Consider the following 19778-nt stretch of genomic DNA (forward strand, 5'->3'; position numbering starts at 1 on the left):
CCTACGGAGACTGAGCCGATCCCGTTCGACAAGATGAAACAGGGAGAGATAAGTGCTATGCGTATGATGAAAATATGGGCCTTGGGAACCTCGATCGGACTCGTAGGGATGGCCGCTCTGCTGTTCGTCCTCTACTCTCTCCGCGAGGACCATTCCTTAGTGGTCGATTCCGCACCGGAATCCGCCAAAATGGTGACCGTCCCCCTCCAGGAGGAGATTACGTCCTTCTGGAACGACCAAGCGCTGAAGGCCGAGCAGGCGGGGCAAGCGGACGTAGCCGCGGTCTACCGGGCGCGGATCGCCGCGCACGCCGCCGGTGTTCCCTCGACACTGCCGCTAAGCGCCTCAGGCACCCCCGCCCTCAATCCGTCCGCCTCCGTCCAGCTGTACGTACGCTCCGCGAGCCCGGCGGCAAGCGCGGCCTTGGCTGCGCCGGCCAAACACGAGCCGGTGTCCGGCGTCTACCTCGGCATGCTCGGCGCAGACCGCCGGGTCGGCTACGACGTGAACAAGATCGAGCCCGTCTATGGCCGCAGACACGCGCTGTATCTCGCCTACGTGGGGTGGCGCAAGGTGCAGACCGATACGAATACGTACTTCCCTCAGCGGACGGCCGAGCGGGTTCAGGCGCTGGGCGGCGCGCTCCAGATCGGCTGGGAGCCGCGCTATGGGCTCGACGATGTGTTGGACGACGAGTATGTCCGCCGTTTCGCCCGGGAAGCTAAGGCATCCGGGATGCCCATCTTCCTCCGCTACGCCTCCGAGATGAACGGCGCCTGGGTGCCGTGGCACGATACGCCGACCAAGTACATCGAGAAGTTTCGGCTCATCCATGACATCATGGCCGAGGAAGCGCCCAACGTGGCGATGGTGTGGTCGCCTAACTTTTGGCCGCCGGAAACGATCGATGCTTATTACCCGGGGGACGCTTATGTCGATTGGGTCGGCTTCTCCCTGTACACCAGTCCGATCTTGAACGGCGAGGAGCATTTCCAGGGTACGCTGATCGACACGTTCGCCCCGCTCTACGCCAAGTACAGCCACAAGCCGATCATGATCTCCGAAGGCGCGGTCGCCCATACGTCGCTTAAGACGAACAAGTCGTACTGGACATGGGCCGAAGGCCAGTTCCAATACATGTACGGGCTCTTGCCCCGCCTCTTCCCGCAGGTGAAGGGCATCACGTACTTCAACTTCAGCCGGGCCCAGGCGCAGCGAACGAACGGCGAGTTCGTGTACGATATCGGGGAGAATCCGTATATGGACGGCCTGTATCAGCGGATGGTCCAGTCGAATTGGTTCCTGAGCAAGGTCGAGCCGGGCCTTAATCCGGTCCCGTACCGGTATACGCAATTGACGGGTCCGTCTCTTCCCGCGGGTAAGTCCTCGGTGATCGCCTACCCGAAACTGGATCATGCGGCAGGCGAGCCCCCTTTCGTCGTAGCCCTCTATCAGGGCAAGCAGCGGATCGGGGTCAGCTACGAAGCCCCGTGGGAAATGAACATTCAGGTGGACGCCGCCGCTGCCAGCGAGCCCTGGTACCTGGTAACGTTCAATGAAAAGCTGGAGCCGACCGCCATCGGCTCGGGCAGTGCGAAGCCTTGATCGAACTTAACGCCCAAAAAGCCTGCAGTCCGCGGTCCGCACCGCTTGCTGCAGGCTTTATCGTCTCAAAAGAGCTCTACTCCTTGGACAGCAAGAGCTCTGTGTATCCGTTGTAGGCCGTCACGGCCAGATTGTTCAGGAACAGGACGTCCGTGACGTCCTTCTCCTTCACGAAGTCGAAGATGTGCGACGTGAAGTGCCGCGGATCTATGAAGTAGACGGTCTGGAAGTGCGGCAGCAGGAACGGTACGAACGGATTCGCGTACGAATCTTTGATCACGAGCAGCTTTTTGCCGTTCTTATTGTCGGTCTCGATCGCACCCCACGGCGAATCGCCCTCGAGGAACACGGCATACCCGCCGCCTCCCTCCTCTGCATAGCTCCGATCGACGACATTGCGCTTCAAGCCCACCTCATCGACCCAGTGCAGGGCATAGTCGTATGGCACGAACGGTTTGTAGAACGCGACCGTGTCCGGGTTCTTCTTGAGATTTACGTCGAGTGTCGCCGAATAGGCGCTGCCCAGGTAACCGTCCCACTCTTCCGTCTCGTACTGGCTGAGCGGCACCGGCTTTTCCCCGATTCGGTCCATAAACGCCGTATAGGCGTAGTAAGCCCCCAGAGCGGTCCAGTGGTGGTCGGTCCGGAAGTAGATGTATTCGTCCGTATGCTTGCTAAGCGCCGAATGCGCGTCGATCGGCGTGATGTTCGGGCCCAGCGCCTTGTAGATCTGGCCTATCGCGTCCTTCTGGGAGTCGGAGAGCGTCTTGTACTTCGCCTCCTTCACGAACTCGATCGCGGTCGGGGCGAGCAAGTTGTATACCCGGATCTTCGGATCGATCGCCTTCTGAAAATCCCGAAGCGCCTCCGCATACGCTTGTCCATATTCAGGCACATAGCTGAACAGCGCCATCGCCCGGTCCTTCAGCACCAGATACCGTTCGGAATCGGTGTTCTGCACGTCCTTGGCGGCTTCGGCCGCCGCAGCCGAAGCCGCTGCAGCTCCCGCTCCCGCACCCGTACCCGGGCTCGTCGCCGGGGCCGCGGACTGCGCTTCTGCGCCTGTTCCAGTTCCCTTAGAAGCAGCACCTGCATCCTGCTGCACCGAGGCGGCTTTATCCGGCGGCGCGCTCTTGGCGAGATCCTGGAACATGTTGTTCCCGCCCTTCTGCACCACGATCGACACCCGGTCTTCCCCTGTCAGGCCGCGCCAATCCTTGATCTCGCTGCCCGCCTGCACGAGCCGGTCGCGGAACACGAAGTGATCGGCGAAATAATTGTCGAACTCCTTGAAATATTGCCCGCTCCACAAACTCGACAGCGAGAAGCTTGGGAACGCCCGGAGCGTCCGCTTCTCCAGCTTCGAAACTTCCTCCCCTTTGGGGAGCAGCAGATTGAGCGCGAACAGCGCGAATACGGGCATCAGGAACAGCAGCAGGTTCACTTTTTTCATCGCCAACACCTTATCGGATTAGAATCGGAAATACAGGAACGGATTGTAGGTGCTCCCGACGAGCAGCGCCGTGGCCGCCGCCAGAATGACGAGGTTCAGCACCGGTACGGCGACCTCGCGGATCGCCAGCGGATTCAGCCTTAGCCTGCGCAGGGCCGCGGTGATGAGCCAGCCGGCTAGTGGCGTAGACGCCATGATGGCGACGGCGAAGATGACCTTCTGGCTCCGGAAGACGATTCCGAGCTCCATCGTGGTCCAGGCCGCCCCCGACAGCCCGAACATGAGCCCGAGGAACCGGACCCCTTCAGCCAAGTCGGTGAAATAGAACCATACCCAGCCAACCAGCATCGCCACGAGCAAATACAGGTGGGACACGGCCGCCGGCAGTACTCGGAACACGCGGTCCAGCGCAATCCGCTCCAGGTAGATGAGGAGGCCGAAGTAGAGCCCCCAGACGATGAAATTCCAGCTCGCCCCGTGCCAGAAGCCGGTCAGGAACCAGACGACGAACAAGTTGCGCAAGTACATGCGCTTGTTGCCGCCGAGCGGGATGTAGACGTAATCGCGGAAAAACCCGCCGAGCGAGATGTTCCACCTACGCCAAAAGTCGGACGCCGACCGGGAAATGTACGGGTAGTTGAAGTTTTCCCGCAGCGTGAACCCGAACATTTTCCCCAGCCCGATCGCCATATCCGAATATCCCGAGAAGTCGAAGTAAATCTGCAGCGCGAACAGCGCAATGCCGAACCACGCACCCAGCACACTCGTTCCGGCCGCTCCCCCGTCCAGCACATTGGACGCGACTTCGCCGATGTTGTTGGCGAGAATCACTTTTTTGCCCAGGCCGATGATGAAGCGGTTGATCCCTTCGGAAAAGAGGGACAGCGAGAACATGCGGCGCCGGATCTGCTCCTCGATATCGACGAACCGGATGATCGGCCCCGCGATCAGGTGCGGGAAGAACGAGACGTAGAGCAGCATCTGCATAGGCGACTTCGGCGCCTTCAGCGCGCCCTTGTACACATCGGCCGTGTAGCAGATGATCTCGAAGGTGAAGAACGAGATGCCGATCGGCAGCGCGACCTCGTGGTACGGGATCGAGACGTGCAGCCAGCTGCTGAGGTTGTCGAGCAGAAAGCCTGTGTATTTGAAGTAGCACAGAATGACGATATTGATCGTGACGGACGTGAATAATAGCGGCTTGGCCAGCTGCGTATGCCTGTACTTCTCGATCAGAAGAGCGAATTGATACCCGACGAGCGCGCAGATGATCAGCAGCCCGATCATGACCGGCTCCCCCCAGGCGTAGAAGGCGAGCGAGAACAGGATCAGCACCCAGTTGCGGTAGGTGATGCTCTTCGCGACGAAATAAACGATCAGTAGGATCGGCAAGTACAGGTAGAGGAAGATGAGGCTGGAAAATACCACGCGGACGCTCCTTTTCGGAATGGACGATGAAGTCGGATTCAGTAGTATTCTACATGCATCGACAAACTCCTCTGTGCGCCAAGGGAGACGCGCGTACGATTCGACTGACACTCCAAAGGCGTTCGTGCTATAGTGAATGGAGAAGCATTGCAGGCCCCTATACGAGTAAAGAGGTGTCTTCTCCATTGATCCGGATTGCTAGAATTTTGCTGGAGATCGTCCGTGTCCTGGTCATTTATGTGCTCGGTGGTTGGCTTTTGTGGCTCCTGGAGAACCATGTTTACGGAGGCAATCTTGCCTTTTCGAGCATTGCCGCTTTATTTCTGGCAAACACCATGATCATTTTGATTCTTTATCGAAATGTGTTCATGCACACGGGTTGGTATCAAGGCGAGAATGATAAAAAATTACCGAAAAAGGTAACCCTGGGTATGACTGTTGTTATCGCGGTATTAATCGGGTTGCCCCTGTTTTGTGAAAATCGGCTGATAATGAGGAGGCGCTCCCTATGACTACGGTGTTTCAACCTGCACGCTATTACAATACGCTCGGCTCGCATGAGCCGCAGTGCGTCGTTCGGGACGGCGACACGATCGAGACGTACACCGTCGACGCGCGAGGCTGGGATGCACGGGGGGAGAGCGCGGCGACTCGCGGCAACCCGATGACCGGGCCGTTCTACGTCGAAGGTGCCTCTCCGGGCGACACGCTCGAGGTCGAGTTCGAATCGATCGTGCCGAGCCGGGACTGGGGTTGGGTCAGCAACGTACTGGCCCCGAATGTAGTCAACCCGGAGCAGGCCCAGACGCTGCCCAAGGGGGAGATCGTGCATTGGCGCGTCAACGCCGCCGAAGGCTGGACTGAGCTCAAGGACCTGCCGGCCGACTCCGCCCTGAGCAGGCTCCGGCTCCCGCTGCGGCCGTTCCTCGGCTGCTTCGGGGTCGCTCCAGCCCAGGGGCAGGCGATCTCCACCGCCACCTCGGGCCCCTATGGCGGCAACATGGATTATCGCGGCTTCACGGCCGGGGTAAAGGTGAGCTTCCCCGTCTTCGCCGAAGGCGCGCTGTTCCATCTCGGCGACGGCCATGCGCTGCAGGGCGACGGGGAGATTGCGGGCACGGGCATCGAAATCTCGATGGACGTACGCTTCACGGTTCGCGTGCACAAGGCGCGAACGATCGGCTGGCCGCGAGCGGAGACCGCGACGCACTTGCTGTGCGTCGGCAACGCGCGGCCGCTCGACCAGGCGCTGCAGCACGCGACGACGGAGATGCTCGATTGGCTGCGGCAGGACTACGGGCTGTCCGTGCAGGAGGCCAGCCTGCTGCTCGGCCAGGTGGTCGAGTACGAAGTCGCGAACGTGTACAACCCGGCCTACAGCATGGTGTGCAAGGTGCCGAAGGCGGTGCTGGCGCAGCTAGGGGCTGGGCGGGCCTAAAGCGGCCAAGGGCCGGGCAGCGGAAGTGCTGCTCGGCCCCTTTTTGCGGATTGGGTTGGATTCCGTTCCTTTAGGTCGATTGGTTCGTTTCGGTCGTATGAAAGTTGCTTTAGAGCACTCGGACTGGCGGTTTCCGGAGCATCTCAATCATCCAAACAAAAAAAGCAGCCCTTCTCCCAAACCGGAGATCGGCTGCTTCTATATTCATATGCAGGAAAGGGAAGCATACAAGCGATTAACCGCCCATAAAATAAGCAACGAGCGCGACCAACCCGATCGCCCCGAGCACGATAACATGCCGCAGCACATGGCTCCCCGCTTTGCTCGAGTCTTCCCAATACACCAGCGTATCCTTCAAGGCTGCCGCCGAGGAGGTCAGATTCGTGCTGCACGCCGCACACACGCCGGATTTTCCGTTCAAATCGCTATTCAGTTGGGATCCGCATTTCGGGCAGCGCCCGTTTCGAACGTCGTCGCTCATTTTAATCCCCACATTTCCTACTACTTTAGTAAGAATTAACTTACCCTCACTATACATGATTTTTCCACCCTGCGCAAGAGCTCATTCATTAGCTCCGCTTATGTTTTTGATTAAGTTTTTTCATTTGCCGGATGTCCGAGGCCTACCCTACAATAAGATGTGAAGAATCCCTCATCTACATCTAGGAGATGCGCCATGAACCGATTGAAACAACTCGCGCCCGGCCTGCTGTTTACTGCCGCTATGGCGCTTCCCGGTTATTTGCTCGGCCTGCTGATTCCTTTTATCGGCGCTCCTATATTCTCCATGGCCATCGGGATCATTTGGAACCATACGCTCCGCAAGCCTGCAGCTTGCAAGGCGGGCATTACGTTCACGTCCAAGAAAATTTTGCAATGGTCGATCATCGCGATGGGCTGCGGGCTGAACCTAAGGCAGGTGTGGGAGACCGGTACCGCCTCGCTGACCGTTACGCTGTGCACGCTCGCAACCGCTTTCATCGTCGCCTTCCTGGTCGGGAAGCTGTTGAAGATGGAAGGGCACATGCAGACGCTGGTAGGCGCGGGAACCGCCATCTGCGGGGGTTCGGCGATCGCGGCGGTCGCTCCGATCATCGAAGCCAAAGAAATGCAGATCGCCTTGTCGATCTCGACCATCTTCCTGTACAACATTGTCGCGGCGCTCTTCTTCCCTCCGCTCGGCCATGTCATGGGCTTATCCGACCTGGGCTTCGGACTATGGGCCGGATCCGCCATCAACGACACGTCCTCGGTCGTAGCCGCAGGATATACGTACAGCGAAGCGGCCGGCCAGTATGCCACCATCGTGAAGCTGACGCGTTCGACCTTCATCATCCCGATCTGCATCTTCCTGGCCGTCCTGGTCAGCATGAAGCGCCGGAAGGAAGGCACGGCCGGAACCGGCAGCGGGGCAAGCCTGATCCGAATCATTCCTTGGTTTATATTGTATTTTCTCGCCGCGAGTTTGCTACACACGGTTGGCGTCATTCCCGACGCCTTGGTGCCCTACACCACCTTCGCGGGCAAGTACATGATCGACATGGCGCTGTTCTCCATCGGCTTGGCCGTGGACTTCCGACAGTTGGTGAAGACGGGAGCGAAGCCCGTTTTGCTCGGCGGGATCGTATGGATCAGCGTCATTCTCGTGTGCTTGGCCGTTCAGTTCGCAACCGGAAAGGTATAGCAATCCCCGTAGTAAAGGACGCCTCCGAAGCGTATGCCTGGTACTTTGCGGAAACCGCCGATTGAATATTTTTTTGGATTCCGAAGAAGCCCGCCCTAGTGCGGGTTTTGTGTTTTCTGAAGGAGAACTCCACTCCGGCTCACAAAAAAACGCGATTGGAGGAGCTTGAACGAGCATTCATTTTCTGAAAATGCCGACTTCCCGGATACACGCGAGTAACCGGGTTAACGCCCAAAAAGGGGAACACTTGTTTTTACCGTTTGACCCTAAATCGGACATGCTGATACGATGAGGGCGTTTCTTCTCTCTTCAGGAGGTCGTCCACTTGAATCCTTCGCGCTCGCCGAACTGGCTTGTCTTTTTCGTTCGACAACTCACCGGCAACAAAACCGCCCTGCTGCTCACGTCGGTCCTGACCTTGGCCATTACGCTCGCAAGTGCCGCATCCCCCCTCCTCATCGGGCGCATGGTCGACGAATCGCTGCTCCGGAGCGGTGAACGTCTGCTGCTGCTGGGCCTATGGCTGGCGGGCACATTCCTCGCGGCCGAGCTGCTCACCGCGCTGCGCAGCTATGTTTCGATCCGCGCGATGCAGCAGCTGACGTCCCGATTGACGCTGGACACCGTGGCGGCCGTCTTCCGCACGACCGCGGACTTCTTCACCCGGACGCCCCGAGGCGAGCTGCTGCAGCGCTGCATCCAAGATACGCGCATGATCCAGGAATTCGGCTTGCTCACCATTCCTACTCTTGTACAAGCTGCACTGCTAGGCGGAACGGCGATTGCCGTCATCAGCCGCATCCACTGGCCGGTCGCGATCCTGATCGTGTTGACGTACATCCTGCTGTTCATTCCGGTGCACATCTTCGGCCGGAGAAGGGGTGAGGCGCGCCGGCAGCTGATCCGGCACAATGCCGTACTGCGCCACAGCCTGCTCGAGAAGCTTGAAGCCCATAAGCAAATTCGCCTCTTTGGCACGGCGCGCCAGGAATACGAGCAGTTCGCCCGGGAGCAGGAGATGTGGGCTCGACTCTCCTTTCAGGAGCAAATTCTGACCGATGCCTTCAAAGGCTTCCCGCGGCTTCCCGACGCGCTCGCCCCATCGCTCGCCTTCCTGTTCGTCGGCTGGCAAGTCGTGAACGGACAGGCTACGATCGGGGAGCTCATGACCGTCATCGCCTTCATTCCCGCGATCAACGCGCCGGTTCGGCTGTTCTTCATGCAATACGTCGCGCTGGCGGACATCCGCCTCCGCTTGCAGGGCTTGCTCGACTACGTCTCCCTCTCGCTCGAGCCCGGAGCTCGCCCCGGCCTCCTGCAGCCGGAGTCGCTCCGCGGCGGCGCGATCGAGTTCCGCGACGTGAGCGTCCATGGCGAGCGCGGGCCGCTGCTGAATCGGGTGTCGTTCACGGTCTCGCCGGGCGAGCACCTCTCCATCGTCGGGCCGAGCGGGGCCGGGAAGAGCACGCTGCTGAAGCTGCTCGCCCGCCTGCAGGAACCGACGTCCGGGGAGATTCGCCTCGGCGGGACGACGCTGAGCGGGATTGACGCCGCTCACCTCCGCCGGCGTATCGGCTATATGACACAGGAAGGCTACTTGTTCCACGACAGCCTGTGGCACAACCTGACTTATCTCCAGCCGGACGCCGATGCGGCCTCGGTGGAGCGATGGATCGGCGCACTCGGCGCCGACGATATCGTCGTGTCGCTCCCCGAGGGCTACGCGACACCGCTCGGCGACAAGGGCGCCGTCTTGTCCGGCGGCCAGCGCCAGCTCGTCAGCCTGGCCCGCACGATGCTGAAGCAGCCGGACCTGCTGCTGCTGGACGAGGTGACTTCGGCGCTGGACGAGGCGAGCGAAGCACGGGTGTACGCGGCGCTCGACGCGCATGCCCGGAGCGAGCGGATCACGCGGATCAGCGTCACCCACCGGTTGCGGGCGGCTGCCCATGCCGACCGCATTCTCGTGCTCGACAGCGGCACCGTCGTGCAGCACGGGACGCACGAACAGCTGCTGCTGGATTCGTCCGGCCTCTACGCCCGGCTGTGGCACAGCGAGCAATCGGAGAGTCGTATGATGTCCGGCACGGCGAGTGAAAATCTAGAGGAGGAAGCCCGCGATGCCCGTACCCGCCTCATCACCCGCGCCAGCGCCGGTGTCACCGCCACGCTCTAACGTCCGAGCCGCTCTAGCTTATCTGCGTATACGGATGCATCCGTATCGGCGCAACGTCTTTCTCACGGGGAGCCTGATCCTCCTCGGCAGCTTGTCGTTCATGACCCCGCCGTTGCTGACCCGGTACATTCTCGAGCACGTGCTCCCCCAGAAGGACTGGGGCTTGCTCCTGATCGTCTGCTTCTGCTCGGTGCTCGTCCCGGTGGTCGGGAGCGTCGTCATCGTGATCGAGACCTATGCGATGCGCTTCGTGGCGACGGTGTCCGGTCAAGGCCGCGCCGAGCTGTATCACGGCTTCCAGCACCGGCCGCTAGCTTGGCATGAGCGCCAGCGGCCAGGGGATCTGATCACGCGTACGCTGGACGACACGGAGACGCTGATGGACTTCGTCGACAACAAGGTCTGGTGGATGCTGTGGCTCACGATCACGATTACGGTCGGCTCGATCGTCCTCTTCCTGCAGCATCCGGGGCTCGCGGCCCTGCTGCTTTCCCTCTGGGCGGCTCACGCCGTCCTCATGTCGCGGCTAGGCCGGCATGTCAAGCAGCGGGCCGCCGAGACGGCGCGGCAAGCGTCCCGCGTGACGGAGACGCTGCGGGAGACGCTGACGGCCGCGCCATTCCTCAAGGCGTCCGGATGCGAAACGCACGCGCTCGCGAAGCTGACGGACGCGCTCCAGCGCGACCTCCGGACGAACCGTCGCAGTGCGCTCACGATGCAGTCGGCCGAGTTCGCGAACGCCTTCCTCGGCTCTTGCTTCCTGGCCGTGCTATACTACGCCGGAGGCCGACTCGTCGCGGACGGCCGCATGACGATCGGCGCGCTTGTCGCCTTCGCCGCCGTCTACAACTGGCTGCGTCCGTTCGGCATCGCCTATCTAGACACGTACTTCGCCGCGAAGAAAGCGGCGCCTGCGCTGGACCGCGTGGCGGAAGTGGCGTTCCCGGCGTCGTTCAAGCCGGGGCTAGTCCCGCCGGACGGCCGCTACGACCTCGAGGCGATAGACCTCGCCTTCTCCCACGGCGGCCGCCCGGTGCTGCGGAACGTCACCTTCCGCATCCCGGAAGGCTCCGTCGTCTCGCTCGTCGGCGCCCGCGGCTCGGGCAAGTCGACGCTCGCCGAGCTCGTGCTCGGCCTCCGCGAGCCGACCTCGGGCGTACTCGCCCTAGGCGGCGTACCGCTCCCGCTCCTCGACGAGCGCTGGCTGCGCCGCCATGTGGCCGGCATCACCCAGGAGGTGATGCTACGGAGCGGTACGGTGCTGGACAACATCGTGTACAGCACCGGCGAGACCGACCCGGACGCGATCCGGGACGCCATTGAGACCGCCGAGCTCGAGGCGTGGATCGCCCAGCTGACCGACGGGCTGCAGACGCAGGTGGGCGAACAAGGGCTCGTCCTCTCCGGCGGCGAGCGGCAGCGGATCAGCATCGCCCGGGCGCTGCTGCGCAAGCCGAAGGTGCTCGTGCTCGACGAGGCGACGTCGGCGCTCGACCTCCGCACCGAACGGCGGCTGCTCGATCGGCTGACGACGCGGCTGCCCGGCACGACGCTGCTGTTCGTCACGCATCGGCCGGCGATCACGCGGATGTCGGACCGGCTTCTCACAATGGAGGACGGCACCTTGCGGGAAACGTCGGCCTAAGGAGCTTTGTTCGATGAATAGCTGCAACTTTTTCCTATAAATTGTAATCATGACCCTGCTCCAACCGAATAGATGAAAAATTTTCCTCTAAATGTACAAAGGAGCCGATTTTCGGCCCGTTTTTAAGAGATAGCTGAAAATTTTTCTTTTATTGGCGCGTGAAAACCGACGTTTCAAAGAATACCTGAAATTTTTTCATCTAAATATTCTGGAACGTGATCGTGATCTTGTCCTGCTTCGCGCCTCCGGTACTCGCCGGACTCGAGCTTGTGCTGTTGCCGGTCGTGCCGGCCGGGTCCTTCGATCCACATGCCGCCAGACTTACGGCTAGTGTGCCTGCCAATGCTATAGACATCAGTTTTTTCGTAAATGCCGCCGCAATGCTCCCCTGATTGAATCAGATGCCCTTATTATGCTGGGGTGCTGGGGGTGATCAACAAGGCGAGAACTTAGGGAGTGAGGTTTGTTTTTTTAGGGAGAAACTAATTGGGGCTGAGTCGGTGTAAATATGACAACCTTTGTCTTATTGATGCCTTATCATAGGGGAGGAATAGGAAAGGAGCGATAGAGGATGAAAGCTTTAGAGGGAAAAGTAGCTCTAGTCGCCGGGGCCACACGTGGAGCCGGCCGGGGGATCGCGATTGAGCTCGGGGCCGCCGGGGCAACCGTCTATGTGACCGGGCGCACGACGCGTACGCAGCGTTCCGAGTATGATCGGCCGGAAACGATTGAAGAAACCGCGGAACTGGTTGACCAGGTCGGAGGCCGGGGGATCGCGGTGCAGGTGGATCATCTCGATCCCGATCAAGTGCAGGCTCTGATCGTACGGATCGAGCAGGAGCAAGGGCGGCTCGACATTCTGATCAACGATGTGTGGGGGGGCGAGACGTTGGCCCAGTGGAACGTGCCCGTCTGGGAGCACTCCCTTCCCGGAGGGCTGCGCCTGCTTCGGCTTGGGATCGATACTCATATTATTACGAGCCATTTTGCTTTGCCTCTCCTGACCCGGAGCCCTAACGGACTGGTCATTGAGATGACGGACGGCACCGCCGACTACAACGAGAAGCACTACCGCCACTCCCTTTTCTACGATCTCGCCAAAACGTCTGTTCTTCGTATGGCTAAATCTTTAGCCCATGAACTAAAGCCCTACGGCTGTACCGCGGTGGCCGTGACTCCCGGCTGGATACGTTCCGAAATGATGCTGGATCACTTTGGGGTTACGGAAGTCAATTGGCGGGACGCCACCGCTAAGGAGCCTCATTTCATCATCTCGGAGACGCCTCGGTATGTCGGGCGCGGGATTGCCGCTCTGGCCGCAGATCCGGAGCTTGCCCGGTGGAACGGGCAATCGGTGTCCAGCGGGCAGCTCGCCCAAGTGTACGGGTGTTATGATTTGGACGGCTCCCAGCCCGATGCGTGGCGGTATATCGTGGAAGTGCAGGATGCCGGCAAACCGGCGAATGCGAGCGGGTATCGGTGATCCTGAGAAAGCCTCCTGTCCATTAGATGAACAGGAGGCTTTGTTTGTTGTCCGTGTGCGATTACTGGGGCTGATCCCCTAGGACATTCACTTGGAAAGTAACACCGAACTTGTCCTTTATTCTCCCATACAAGGGGCTCCAATCCGTCTTCTGAAGGGGCACGACGACTTGTCCGCCGTCTTCCAAGGCGGCGAAAATTTCTCTCGCTCTTGTCTCTTCTGTAGGATAGAGGGCAATCGTAACCGTATCGCCTGGCTGATAATTCATGCCTGGGTACGTATCGGAGAACATGATATCCGCGTCGCCGACTTTCAAGTGCGCATGCATAACGCGATTCTTCATGTCGTCCGGCAACGGATAATTCGGGTCCGCCGGCATATCTCCGAACGTATGGATGCTCATTACTTTCCCGCCCAGCGCTTTCTCGTAAAAAAGCACCGCTTCTTTCGTGGTACCGTCAAGATTCAAATACGGGCTCAAGCTGATTGACATCAGTTAACAGCTCCTTTGATAAATTGGACAACCTCATTTCAACATTCAACGTTTCCGCATCTTTTTGCCCCTCGCGATCTCGGTCTCGAGCGCGCTGAGCTTCGGTTCCCAGAAGGAGCGAAACCGATCGAGCCAAACGTCGACCTCCTGCATCGGCTGGGCGTTCAGCGAATAGATGCGGCGCTGCTCATCGACCTTTACGCTGGCGAAACCGCTGTCCCGCAGAACCCGAAGATGCTGCGAAACGGCCGCTTGGGTAATGCCGAACTCATTATGGATCACCTCGACAATATCGCCGGAGCGTCGCTCGCCCTCGGCGAGCAACTCCAAGATGCGGCGCCGTACCGGGTCGCCGAGAACATCGAAGGCGTTCATTCGGCCCCCTGCGACCCGCTTCCCGTGTAGAAGGCCGTGGTCAGCTTCGCTGCGGCCTCGGCCTGGGCCGGATTCTCACCGGCTGCTACAGCCGCACGCCGCCAGTCCTCGCTGCAGTCGGCCATAAAAGATTTCCCTTCGCTGGAGGCGCTAAAGGCGTTTTCATCTATACGGTCCGTATCACCCGCCGAAAGGTGGAACTCCAACCCAACCAAGGCTAGATCCCAGCCGACACCGACCGCACCCGGCCCAAACTTTTTCCAGTGGTCGTCAATCGGGCAAATGTGAGACAACTTCAGGCGGGACCGGTCATCCCCTTCGGCGGTTAAGCGCAGCTCGACCCAGCTCATGCCGCCTCCGAATTCCCAGGTCACGGAGAAATATTGCGGCGGCTCACATTCGGTAATTACGCCGCCGGCGTTATTCTCGATTTGATACCGACCCCCGAGCTTTAATTCACCGCTGACCGGCGCAAACCAGCGGACCAACCGCTCCGGATCGGTCATCGCATCCCAAAGATCTTCCGGCGTAGTGTCGTAAGAGCGCTCGAGCGTAACGCTCCGAGCTGGCTTTCCCTCTCGCTCGAGCTCCGACACCGTGCGGGTTACAGCTCCGAAACAAGATTCTAAATTGAACATAATCACTCACCTCGATCGGCATTTTTCCTTATACAAGTTTATGCTTATACAAGTTTGTACTTATATAAAGATAGCTTGTATTTATAGTTCTGTCAAGGAACAGCCTATTTTTGTTGAGAGAAAGAGGAAATCGTGAAGCACGGATCGAAATTTCAACGAATTAGTCCCGGTGAGCCGTTTTCGAAAAAGCATCATCAGTGATGGAGGTAAGACATGGATTACATTACGCCGAAAGAAGCGGTGCTAAAGGTGAAACGGTGGCCTAAAGATCCCATAGCCGCGGGTCGTCGTCATACCGTTGGGCTTAAATCGGACGGCACGGTGACGGCTGTGGGCGATAATAAATATGGCCAATGTGAGGTAAGCGGCTGGCGCGACATTGTGGCGGTTGCAGCCGGTAATGTTCATATGGCGACAAACACGGGTAATGCTCACACAATCGGGCTTAAGTCGGACGGCACGGTGGCGGCTGTCGGTTGGAATAAGCATAACCAATGCAATGTAAACGACTGGCGCGATATTGTAGCGGTTGCAGCGGGTTGGTGTCGTACCATTGGGCTTAAATCGGATGGCACGGTGGTTGCTGTGGGCCGAAATAATGAAGGGGAATGCCATGTAAGCGGGTGGCATGATATGGTGGCGGTAACGGCCGGTGACTGGCATACCGTTGGGCTGAAATCGGACGGCACGGTGACGGCTGTGGGTAATAATCGGTATAGCCAATGCAATGTAAGCGGCTGGCGCGACATTGTGGCGGCGGCCGCGGGTTACCTTCATACCGTTGGGCTTAAATCGGACGGCACAGTTACGGCTGTGGGTTGGAATAAGCATGGCCAATGCGATGTAAGCGGCTGGCGCGGTATTGTGGCGATAGCGGCAGGCAGTTCTCATACCATCGGCCTGAAATCGGACGGTACTGTGGCGGCTGTGGGTTGGAATGAGCATGGTCAATGCCATGTAAGCGGCTGGCGCGATATTGTGGCGATTGCGGCGGGTTGCGCTCATACTCTTGGCCTAAAATCGGACGGCACGGTGGTTGCTGTGGGTGATCATGAATATGGCCAATGCGAAGTAAGCAGCTGGCGCGGCATCCAACTGCCCGGAAATTAGTTTTCAATGTTTACATCAAACGTCCAATTATGTCTCAGCACTCCGCCTAACCACATACGTGAGGCAATCGCAGCTCAGACTCACGTCCCGCCCCTCCCGTTCGATGTCGAACTGAAGCGGCCTCACCGTGTGCAGCAGCACTTCCCACCCGGCGAACGCCTCGGCCAGCGCTTGCTCCGCCCGTTCCGTCGGCAAGTTCACCTCGATCATCGGGTCCCGCGAGGCGTCTGAGGCTACGTCGACTTCCCGAATCTGCGTCCCCATGATGAGGCAATTGATGCCTCCGTCCCGCGTCCCGTCCGCCATGCGGTGCAGCACCTCCCCCAGCACACGCTCCGACTCTACATGCTCCAACGACGAGACGGCGACGATGAAGTCGTACTCACGCTCCGCGATGCCGAAGGTTCCGATATCGGAAAGGCGAGGTTCAATGCAAGCGCTCACCCCGAGCGGCTCACTGTAGGCTTGCAATTTGTCGAGCGCCGCCTGGAGCAGATCTACGCAGACGACGCGGCCGCCCCGAGCCTGCACCGCTTGCGCGATCGGAATGCTGTTCCGCCCCACGCCGCAGCCCAGGTCGAGCACCTGCAGTCCCTCCGCTCCCTCGAACCGTGCCAACGTGTCCATGACCGTCTTCACTGGACGATGCAGCCAGGAGCCCGATTCGAATAGCTTGTACTGGTCGTAGCATTGCTCATGATACAGACGTTCAGCTTGACGGATCTGTGCAATTCTGGGTTCCATTCGTGACAGCCCCTCCCTATCGGCAGTAGGAATAATGCTTGCATTTCATCAGTATATCCTATCAAACTTAGGAGAAGGGAAGCGGTTCCTAAAAAAATTCGATTGCTCCTGATAGATTCGCATAGATTCCGGCATCGATAGGGTAGAGGGAGGATGTGGCGACATGATCAGCATGCAGAGTGAACGGACGGCGGAACTGGAGGTGCTGCGGGCCCTGCAGACGGGTTCGGCCGAGACGGATGACCGCGAACTCGTCGAGCGAGCACGCGGCGGCGACCAGGAAGCCTTCAGCGAGCTCGTCCGGAAGCACCGCGCGCAGGCGTTCGGGTGGGCGAACCACATTACGCGCGATGAACATATGGCCGAGGACGTCGTGCAGGACGCGCTCATTCGGGCGTTTCTCCATCTCGGCACGTTGGTCGACACCGGCCGTTTCTTGCCGTGGCTGCAGCGGATCATCCGCAACCAGGCGTATATGAAGCTCCGCCGAGGGGGCCCCTTCGGGAAGGAGCGTCCGTTCTCCGGCTTCCGTTCCGCTAGCGCGGATGCCGAGGAAGGATCCAGGGGAGACGTCCCCGCCATGGATTGGAGCAACATCGATCACATCCTGTTTCGGCTGTCGCGGTCGGCCCAGGCCGCTGCGGAGAACAGCCACGACCCGGCGAGCAGCCTGCTTCGGCGCGAGCTGATGGACGGACTGCGCGCGCTTCTGCATTGCCTGGGCAAGCGGGAACGACAAATCTTCGAGGCCCACTTCTTCGGGGAGCTGTCTCCGGCCGAGATCGCGGCTATCTTCGAGACGTCGACGGCCAATGTGTACAACGTGCTGTCCCGCTCCCGCAGCAAGGTGCAGCGAGAGCGCATCCGCGTCTCGATCCGCCTCTACGTGCAGCGTCGCGCGGATCTGGGCTTGCGTCGGGTCCACATTTTGCCGCCGCCGCAGTTGTAACGCCGTTTCCATCCCTCCCTACCATATCTTTAGGAGGCTCCCATGAGCGAGACGACCAGCAAAAATTGGACCAAGACGTGGACCACCGCCGCCCAAGCGATCCATGGCGCGATCGCCTACACCGATAAAAATCATTATTCCTTAGTGGACGTTATGGGGATTACCGGGCATGCCTTCCGCATCAACATCGACCCGGATCATATTGACGTCGCGGGCCCAACCATGTTCCCGGGCGGGTACTTGTTCCGCAGAAATCTTTGCAATCTCGGGTTCATCAGCAACTTGTCGGATGCGGAGAAGCCGTTCACGCCGGACAAAGTGGAGAAGGTGTTGGCCCTTATCCAGCAAGCGGTGGATCGGGGCACCCCGGCCATTACATTCGATCTGTTCATGCCGGAGTTCGGGCTGATCTACGGCTACGATGACGAGAAGCAGCTGTTCCACGCGAAGGATGTGTCCAAGGAAGGCACGATCTCGTACACCGATTTCGTGGAGAAGCGCGGAATGCTGTGGGTGACGACAATCAGCGAGAGCCTGCCCCACTCCAAGTACGAAACGCTCCGCATGGCGCTGGACATGATCGTCGACCATGCCCGGGGGCGCGAGTGGCAGCATGTGTTCGAAGGCAAGTACATGATCGGCCTGAAGGGCTATGACGCCTGGATCGCCTGCATGGAGCGCCGGGGAGCCGACCCGTTCGGCAACGCCTACAACACGGCCGTCGTCAGCGACGCCCGCGAGTTCGCGGCTCAGTTCCTGCGCGAGCTGGTCGTCCGCTGGAACGGAACGAATGTCGTCGAACGCACGGTGCGCAAGTTCGCGGCCGAAGCGGCCGCCCATTATGAGCGGACCGCGGCGGCGCTCGTGGAGCTGCGGGAGCTGTTCCCGTTCCCGCAGGGCGGACAGCCGGAGGATCCGGATACAGCCGCACGCGCGGTCGACCTGCTGAAGACGGCTCGAGACGCCGAGATCCTCGGGGTCGACGTGCTGGAGCGTTTGCTCGGCTTCATGAAGGCGTATTGGTCCGAGCAGTGGATTCACTAACTGTTTATTGATGGAGGATGTTTGCCATGCCGTTAACGGACAAAAAGGTGATCGATGCGAAGAAAGGGTTCGAGCTGCAGGATTTGCGGAATGAAAAGCTCCATATGACTTCGTTGACCGGGGCGGAATTTCATGCAATTGACCTGCGATCCACTTCGTTTGCCCACGCCAACTTTGTGAACTCCCGATGGGAGCATATTTATTTCTCTAATGTGCATGTCAACTACATTCAGATGGGAGGAACGATATTCGAGAACATCATCCGCCCCCCGGCCGTGCAGAGCGAGCTCACGGAGGAGCCCGGCACCGACGGATGGGTGAATGTCGAGCCGGTTATGTTTAAGAACAGTGATCTAAGTACGGCTCGTTTTGAAGGCTGCAATCTCTCGAATGTCGAACTGACCGGCTGTAATATTGAGGGCCTGCAGATTGACGGAATTCTCCTCGAAGAGCTGCTAGCGCAGTATAAATCCGGTTCATAACCGAGTTAGGCCTCGACCGCCGGAAAAATCCCTGTATGCATCACGCATCAGGGATTTTTCCTCTTGTCCACCCCGCCGCGCTCATCCAAAAACTGCACCGCGTCGTCATAATGCAGCTTGTACAAAGCTTTCACCGCCTCGCTCGCGAACGCCCGCTGCAGCGCCCGAATCTTCGGCGAGCCGGCCAAGTCTCGGCGTACAGCCACGATGCTCTTATACGGCAGCTCCGCGTCGGCTTCCAGCGCCAGCGCGTCGCGCTGCAGCTCGTAACCGAGCTGCACCGCCGAGCCGGCGAACAGGAAGCCAGCGTCGGACTGCTCGAGTGTTTGCGGCAGCGACGGCTGCGTCACTTCCTTGAACTTGAACCCGCGCGGGTTCGAGACGATGTCCTTCAGGCCAAGCTGCGATACTTCCACGCCCGGCTTCAGCTGGAGCAGCCCCGCCTTCTGCAGCAGCAAGAGCGCCCGGCCATTGTTCGTGGCATCGACCGGAATGGAGACGGTCGCTCCATCCGGCAGCTGTGCGAGCGACGGGTAGGCCCTGGAGTACAGCCCCCCGGGCAGCGACACCACATAGAAGCCACGCACGAGCTGCTTCAGGTTATGATCGGAGACGAACTGGTTGAAGTACGCCTCGTGCTGAAAAAAGTTCGCGTCCGCCTTGCCCTCGTCCACCAGCTTATTCGGCTCGAGAATATCCTCCGCGAAGTACGCGGCGAGCGCATAGCCCTCCTCCTCCAGCTCCTCCCTCAACAAGGCGGCCAGCTGCGACTGGAACGCGCCGCTCATCAGGACGAGCTTGATCGTCTCCGTCTCCGGCGGAGCCGCGGCCGACACCGTCTGACTGATCGGCGCCGAGCGTTCGCCTTGGCCGGCGCAGCCGGTCGTGAGCACCATCAGCAGAATGGCCATGCCCAGGTATGCTACCCTCATCATTCTCTCTCTCTCCCTTTAACAGCAAAAAAGACACACCCGCAGCAGGGGATGTGTCTTCGGTCGTCCGATCAACATATCATAGTGATTCTATAGGAA

At 59.6% G+C, this 19778-nt stretch carries 20 protein-coding genes; 11 read left to right on the top strand and 9 right to left on the bottom strand.

Annotated elements, in window-relative coordinates; all coding sequences use genetic code 11:
- Positions 1–57 precede the first annotated feature (57 nt).
- A complete protein-coding gene (locus ACI5FR_RS08995) occupies positions 58–1605 on the top strand; it encodes a glycoside hydrolase family 26 protein (RefSeq protein ID WP_405453285.1) in 1548 nt (515 codons plus the stop codon).
- A gap of 76 nt (positions 1606–1681) precedes the next feature.
- Here the strand turns inward: ACI5FR_RS08995 and ACI5FR_RS09000 are convergent, their stop codons facing one another.
- Positions 1682–3058, bottom strand: a complete 1377-nt coding sequence (locus ACI5FR_RS09000) for a DHHW family protein (protein ID WP_405453288.1) — start codon at positions 3056–3058, stop codon at positions 1682–1684.
- An 18-nt stretch (positions 3059–3076) separates the two neighbouring features.
- The gene (locus ACI5FR_RS09005) at positions 3077–4486 is read right to left on the bottom strand and encodes an MBOAT family O-acyltransferase (RefSeq protein ID WP_405453291.1); all 1410 of its coding nucleotides are present in this window, start codon (positions 4484–4486) and stop codon (positions 3077–3079) included.
- Between the two features lie 185 nt (positions 4487–4671).
- Between ACI5FR_RS09005 and ACI5FR_RS09010 the strand changes: the two genes are divergently transcribed.
- Positions 4672–4998 (top strand): hypothetical protein, encoded by a 327-nt coding sequence (locus ACI5FR_RS09010; protein WP_405453294.1) that lies wholly within the window; start codon positions 4672–4674, stop codon positions 4996–4998.
- Complete coding sequence (locus tag ACI5FR_RS09015; RefSeq protein WP_405453296.1) at positions 4995–5924, top strand: acetamidase/formamidase family protein; 930 nt, start codon at positions 4995–4997, stop codon at positions 5922–5924. The genes ACI5FR_RS09010 and ACI5FR_RS09015 overlap by 4 nt, the downstream gene beginning before the upstream one ends.
- Positions 5925–6159: 235 nt before the next feature.
- On the opposite strand, the gene ACI5FR_RS09020 is transcribed toward ACI5FR_RS09015, so the two are convergent.
- Positions 6160–6405 carry a hypothetical protein gene (locus ACI5FR_RS09020; protein ID WP_405453299.1) on the bottom strand — a complete coding sequence of 82 codons (246 nt, stop codon included), beginning with the start codon at positions 6403–6405 and terminating at the stop codon, positions 6160–6162.
- A gap of 195 nt (positions 6406–6600) precedes the next feature.
- Here ACI5FR_RS09020 and ACI5FR_RS09025 point away from each other — a divergent pair, with 195 nt between their 5' ends.
- From ACI5FR_RS09025 to ACI5FR_RS09035, 3 genes are all read left to right on the top strand, one after another.
- Positions 6601–7608: a YeiH family protein gene (locus tag ACI5FR_RS09025; protein ID WP_405453301.1), complete on the top strand. Its 1008-nt coding sequence runs from the start codon at positions 6601–6603 to the stop codon at positions 7606–7608.
- A gap of 325 nt (positions 7609–7933) precedes the next feature.
- Positions 7934–9784 carry an ABC transporter ATP-binding protein gene (locus tag ACI5FR_RS09030; RefSeq protein ID WP_405453304.1) on the top strand — a complete coding sequence of 617 codons (1851 nt, stop codon included), beginning with the start codon at positions 7934–7936 and terminating at the stop codon, positions 9782–9784.
- Positions 9729–11429 (top strand): ABC transporter ATP-binding protein, encoded by a 1701-nt coding sequence (locus tag ACI5FR_RS09035; protein WP_405453307.1) that lies wholly within the window; start codon positions 9729–9731, stop codon positions 11427–11429. Before ACI5FR_RS09030 ends, ACI5FR_RS09035 begins: the two co-directional genes overlap by 56 nt.
- Before the next feature lie 199 nt (positions 11430–11628).
- Here ACI5FR_RS09035 and ACI5FR_RS09040 read toward each other — a convergent pair whose 3' ends face one another.
- Entirely contained in the window at positions 11629–11784 is a 156-nt protein-coding gene (locus ACI5FR_RS09040) for a hypothetical protein (RefSeq protein WP_405453310.1), read from the bottom strand.
- Positions 11785–12000: 216 nt separating this feature from the next.
- Between ACI5FR_RS09040 and ACI5FR_RS09045 the strand changes: the two genes are divergently transcribed.
- Positions 12001–12912 (top strand): SDR family oxidoreductase, encoded by a 912-nt coding sequence (locus tag ACI5FR_RS09045; RefSeq protein WP_405453312.1) that lies wholly within the window; start codon positions 12001–12003, stop codon positions 12910–12912.
- A gap of 61 nt (positions 12913–12973) precedes the next feature.
- Here the strand turns inward: ACI5FR_RS09045 and ACI5FR_RS09050 are convergent, their stop codons facing one another.
- The 3 genes from ACI5FR_RS09050 to ACI5FR_RS09060 are packed head-to-tail and all read right to left on the bottom strand — an operon-like array spanning position 12974 to position 14418.
- Positions 12974–13405, bottom strand: a complete 432-nt coding sequence (locus tag ACI5FR_RS09050; protein WP_405453315.1) for a VOC family protein — start codon at positions 13403–13405, stop codon at positions 12974–12976.
- Positions 13406–13450: 45 nt separating this feature from the next.
- Positions 13451–13780 (bottom strand): ArsR/SmtB family transcription factor, encoded by a 330-nt coding sequence (locus ACI5FR_RS09055; RefSeq protein WP_405453317.1) that lies wholly within the window; start codon positions 13778–13780, stop codon positions 13451–13453.
- Positions 13777–14418 carry an SRPBCC family protein gene (locus ACI5FR_RS09060; RefSeq protein WP_405453320.1) on the bottom strand — a complete coding sequence of 214 codons (642 nt, stop codon included), beginning with the start codon at positions 14416–14418 and terminating at the stop codon, positions 13777–13779. Before ACI5FR_RS09060 ends, ACI5FR_RS09055 begins: the two co-directional genes overlap by 4 nt.
- Before the next feature lie 213 nt (positions 14419–14631).
- Here ACI5FR_RS09060 and ACI5FR_RS09065 point away from each other — a divergent pair, with 213 nt between their 5' ends.
- Complete coding sequence (locus ACI5FR_RS09065) at positions 14632–15528, top strand: RCC1 domain-containing protein (RefSeq protein WP_405453322.1); 897 nt, start codon at positions 14632–14634, stop codon at positions 15526–15528.
- 27 nt (positions 15529–15555) lie between these two features.
- Here ACI5FR_RS09065 and ACI5FR_RS09070 read toward each other — a convergent pair whose 3' ends face one another.
- A complete protein-coding gene (locus ACI5FR_RS09070; protein ID WP_405453325.1) occupies positions 15556–16272 on the bottom strand; it encodes a class I SAM-dependent methyltransferase in 717 nt (238 codons plus the stop codon).
- Positions 16273–16435: 163 nt separating this feature from the next.
- Here ACI5FR_RS09070 and ACI5FR_RS09075 point away from each other — a divergent pair, with 163 nt between their 5' ends.
- From ACI5FR_RS09075 to ACI5FR_RS09085, 3 genes are read left to right on the top strand one after another with little or no spacing between them, the layout of a single operon-like run.
- Complete coding sequence (locus ACI5FR_RS09075; protein ID WP_405453328.1) at positions 16436–17221, top strand: RNA polymerase sigma factor; 786 nt, start codon at positions 16436–16438, stop codon at positions 17219–17221.
- A 42-nt stretch (positions 17222–17263) separates the two neighbouring features.
- On the top strand, positions 17264–18265 hold the full coding sequence (locus ACI5FR_RS09080; RefSeq protein ID WP_405453331.1) for a hypothetical protein: 1002 nt from the start codon (positions 17264–17266) through the stop codon (positions 18263–18265).
- 26 nt (positions 18266–18291) lie between these two features.
- A complete protein-coding gene (locus ACI5FR_RS09085; RefSeq protein ID WP_405453333.1) occupies positions 18292–18747 on the top strand; it encodes a pentapeptide repeat-containing protein in 456 nt (151 codons plus the stop codon).
- A gap of 47 nt (positions 18748–18794) precedes the next feature.
- Here the strand turns inward: ACI5FR_RS09085 and ACI5FR_RS09090 are convergent, their stop codons facing one another.
- Entirely contained in the window at positions 18795–19682 is an 888-nt protein-coding gene (locus ACI5FR_RS09090) for a MetQ/NlpA family ABC transporter substrate-binding protein (protein ID WP_405453336.1), read from the bottom strand.
- Positions 19683–19778 lie beyond the last annotated feature (96 nt).

It is taken from the genome of Paenibacillus sp. HJGM_3 (assembly GCF_045062745.1).
GTDB lineage: Bacteria > Bacillota > Bacilli > Paenibacillales > NBRC-103111 > Paenibacillus_AA.